This is a genomic window from Streptomyces sp. DvalAA-14 (genome assembly GCF_900091855.1).
Classification (GTDB): domain Bacteria; phylum Actinomycetota; class Actinomycetes; order Streptomycetales; family Streptomycetaceae; genus Actinacidiphila.
Genome location: NZ_FMCH01000428.1, coordinates 1 through 3,639, shown reverse-complemented (window position 1 = coordinate 3,639; position 3,639 = coordinate 1). Strand labels below are relative to the sequence as shown.

Below are 3,639 nucleotides of genomic sequence, written 5' to 3'. Positions count from 1 at the left end.
ACGGCGCCTCGCCGCCCGCCCAGTCCACCCGGGCGACCACGACCTGCCACTGCGGGACCTCGGCCACGCCCGGCACCAGCACCGGGGTCGCCGCCCGCAGCCGGGCGCCGATCTCGGCCGGCGGCGCGCCGCCCGCCACCAGCTCGAAGACCTCGGTGGCCAGCCGCCTGCGGACCGCCCGGGCCGCCTCGCGCCGGTCCCGCTCGACCGCGATCAGCTGCGCCACCCCGCGCAGCAGGTCCAGCCGCTCGGCCGGCCACTCGCCGGCGTCCGCCGCCACCGCCAGGAACCAGTCCGACAGCACGGTGGCCCGGATGTCCCCGGCGCCGGCGTCGGCGCGGACGGGGAAGAGCGAGAAGGTCCCGCCGCCCTGGACGGCCACCCGGTGCGGTGACGGACGGGCGGTGCGGGCGGCGGCCTGCTGGGCGCCGGCGAGATCGGCGCGCAGCGCGGCCGGCAGCGGACGGTCCGAGCCGCCGATCTCCCGCCCGGTGGCGGACAGCACCCAGGCCCGCAGGTCCAGATCGCTGCCGAGCAGATCGAGCACCGCGTCCGGGCCGCGGCCGGCGGGGCCGGACGACATCAGCCGCCGGTGCCGTTCCACGACCGCCGCGAGATCACCGGTCCGTTCGGTGGACACCTGCCGGACCACGTACTCGGTGACGGCGGCGAAGGCGACCTGCTCGTCCACGGCGAACAGCGGCAGCCGGTGGCGGGCGCAGGCGGTCACCAGGTCGGCCGGGATGCCGCGCAGGCCCGCCTCGCCGGCCGCGAGCGCGGCCACCCCCGCACCGGCCAGGATCCGGACGAACGGCTCGGAGTCGGCCGGGCCGTGCCGCCAGGCGAGCCCGGTGAGCACCAGTTCGCCACCGCTGAGATAGCGGCTGGGGTCGCGCAGGTCCGTGGTCATGACCCCGCGTACCGTACGGTCCAGCTCCTCCTGCCCGCCCAGCAGCCGCAGGCCCAGTGCTTCGGTGTCCAGCAGTGCGCGCAGCCGCATCGTCGTCGCCTTGTCGTGAGCAGTCCGTGAGCACCCAGGGTGACGGGGAAGCCGTTCCAACGGTGTTGCCGCTCGGATGCCGCGAGGTTTCGCAGCGGCCCTGTTCGGAGGAATCTACAAGACCGGTCGGCCGACCGGCCGAACGCTTCATGGTTTCGGTGACTGCACCCGAACGGGCGCGCAGCCGTGTACTGGTCACCCCGCTGTATGCGTTGCTCAACGGAAGGGATCCGTTCGTCCGGTCGCCGCCGCGGTCCGGCAGACGACATCCGTGGACGCCCGCGCCCGCCCGGCCGGAAGCACGGCCGGGCGGGCCCCGGCGGCCGGCCCGCCGCCCAGACCCCAGGGGAGTTGAGCCACCATGCTGGACATCGCCGAGCAGTTGCGCGGCTGGTGCGACCGGGGCCGGCCGTTCGCGGTGGCGACCGTCGCCGCCACCGGCGGCAGCGCGCCCCGGCAGCCGGGCGCGGCGATGGCGGTGGACGACGGCGGCGGCGTGATCGGCAGCGTGTCCGGCGGGTGCGTGGAGGGCGCGGTCTACGAGCTGTGCCGGCAGGCGCTGGCCGGCGGTCCCGAGACGGTGCTGGAGCACTTCGGCCACACCGACGAGGACGCCTTCGCGGTGGGTCTGACCTGCGGCGGCAGCATCGACGTCCTCATTCAGCGGATCGACCCGGCGGCCCGTCCCGAGCTGGCGGCGGCGCTGGCCGCCGCCGCCTCGGCCGAGCCGGCCGCGCTGGCCCGGATCGTGGAGGGCCCGGCGGAGCTGCTCGGCCTGGCCCTGCTGGTGCGGCAGGACGGGAGCGCGGACGGGACCCTCGGCGACCCGGACCGGGACCGTACGGCGGCCGCCGAGGCGATGGCGCTGCTGTCGGCCGGCCGCACCGGCACCGCGGTGATCGGCGCCGACGGCGGGCGCGTGCGGGGAGCCCGTCACCCTGCTGGTCGAGTCGAGCCTGCCGCCGCCCCGGCTGCTGGTGTTCGGCGCGGTCGACTTCGCCGCCGCGCTGGCCCGGGCCGGCCGGTTCCTCGGCTACCGGGTGACCATCTGCGACGCGCGCCCCGTCTTCGCCACCCCGCAGCGCTTCCCGGCCGCCGACGAGGTGGTCGCCGACTGGCCGCACCGCCATCTCGACACCGAGGCACGGCGCGGCCGGGTGGACGGCCGGACCGCGGTCTGCGTGCTCACCCACGACCCGAAGTTCGACATCCCGCTGCTGGAGCGGGCGTTGCGCCTGCCGATCGCCTATGTCGGCGCGATGGGTTCGCGCCGCACCCATCTGCGGCGGCTCGACCGGCTGCGGGAGGCGGGCGTGACCGAACTCGAACTGGCCCGGCTGCACTCGCCGATCGGGCTGGACCTCGGCGCGCGCACCCCGGAGGAGACCGCGCTGTCCATCGCCGCCGAGATCGTCGCCTTCCGCAACGGCGGCAGCGGCCGGCCGCTGACCGGCGCGCACACCCCGATCCACCACGACGCGCCGCCGCCGATCCACCGCCGGGTGGGCAGCCCCGCCGCGTGACGCGGATCCCCGCGCTCCCGCGGCCTGCCCGGACTCGGATCGCGGCGGACCCGGACGGAGACCGGACAGGGCCGTCGAGCAGGCCGCCGCCCGGCCGGCCGGGCGCCGGGCCGGCCGGGCGGCCTCAGCGTGCCGCTTCGAACGCCCGCCCCGCGGGTGTCTCGGCCGGCCCGCTGTGGAACAGCCCGCTGCTCGGCTTGGAGTCGTCGGCCGGCAGTCCGAACCAGGCGTACCGCTGGAGGTACGACAGCCCGTCCATCATCGTGGTGGCGGACGTGACGAACGCGGCCTGCTGCTGGTCGGTCGGGAAGCGGGTGCCGCCGTTGGCGAAGTCGATCAGCGCGAACTCGGTGAGCCAGATCGGCTTGTGGTAGCGGTTCCAGACCGCCTGCAGGTAGGACTTCAGCTGCGCCACCGCGTCCGGCGTGGTGAAGTCGCCGCCGTACCAGTGCAGGGCGATGAAGTCGACCCGGTAGCCCTTCGACTGCGCCCCGGACATGAAGCGGTCCAGCCAGCCGCCGGCCGTGTCACCGCCGTACGCCACCGCGGGGCTGCCGAGCACCTTGCCGGTGGCCTCCAACTGCGGCCACAGCGACAGAGCCTGATCGACCGTCATATTGGACTGCGCCGCCATGTCGGGCTCGTTGAAGCCCAGCAGATACGGGCCGGCCTGCTTGGCCTGGGCCAGTGAGGCGGCGTCCACGCTCTTGGCGCCCCAGATCATCGGTACGAAGCCGGGGCCGCTGATGCCGGAGTGGGTGGTGGACCAGGTGAAGTACCAGCCCGCGCCGGACCGGGCCAGCGCGGTGTCCACCCCGTTGAAGGTCCACACGCCGACGCCCTTGCGGACCGAGGACACCGGCGGCGCCGGCGGCGGGGCCGCCGGGGCCTTGGCCGGGGGGTGCGTGGCGGGCTTCGAAGAGGGCTTCCTGGCCGGCGGCTTCTTCGTCGGCGTCGGGGTGGGCGACTTCGACGCGGTGGTCGGGGGCGCCGTGGTGACCTGGAGTGTCGCGGACGGCCGGGCGGCGGTGGAGGGCGCGGCGTGCGCGGCCGGCGCCGGTCCGCCGGCGGCCAGGTGGACGGCCAGCAGCGCGCCGGCCGCGACCGCGGCGACCG

General features: G+C 76.1%; 2 protein-coding genes and 1 pseudogene. 1 reads left to right on the top strand and 2 read right to left on the bottom strand.

Going from position 1 to position 3,639, the window contains the following annotated elements; genetic code table 11:
* The coding region (locus GA0115240_RS22970) for a PucR family transcriptional regulator ligand-binding domain-containing protein (RefSeq protein ID WP_176725153.1) at positions 1–1,000 on the bottom strand (1,000 nt) is incomplete at its 3' end.
* A 361-nt stretch (positions 1,001–1,361) separates the two neighbouring features.
* Here GA0115240_RS22970 and GA0115240_RS22965 point away from each other — a divergent pair.
* Positions 1,362–2,523: pseudogene (locus tag GA0115240_RS22965) on the top strand (XdhC family protein).
* A 124-nt stretch (positions 2,524–2,647) separates the two neighbouring features.
* Here GA0115240_RS22965 and GA0115240_RS22960 read toward each other — a convergent pair.
* The coding region (locus GA0115240_RS22960; RefSeq protein ID WP_176725152.1) for a glycoside hydrolase family protein at positions 2,648–3,639 on the bottom strand (992 nt) is incomplete at its 5' end.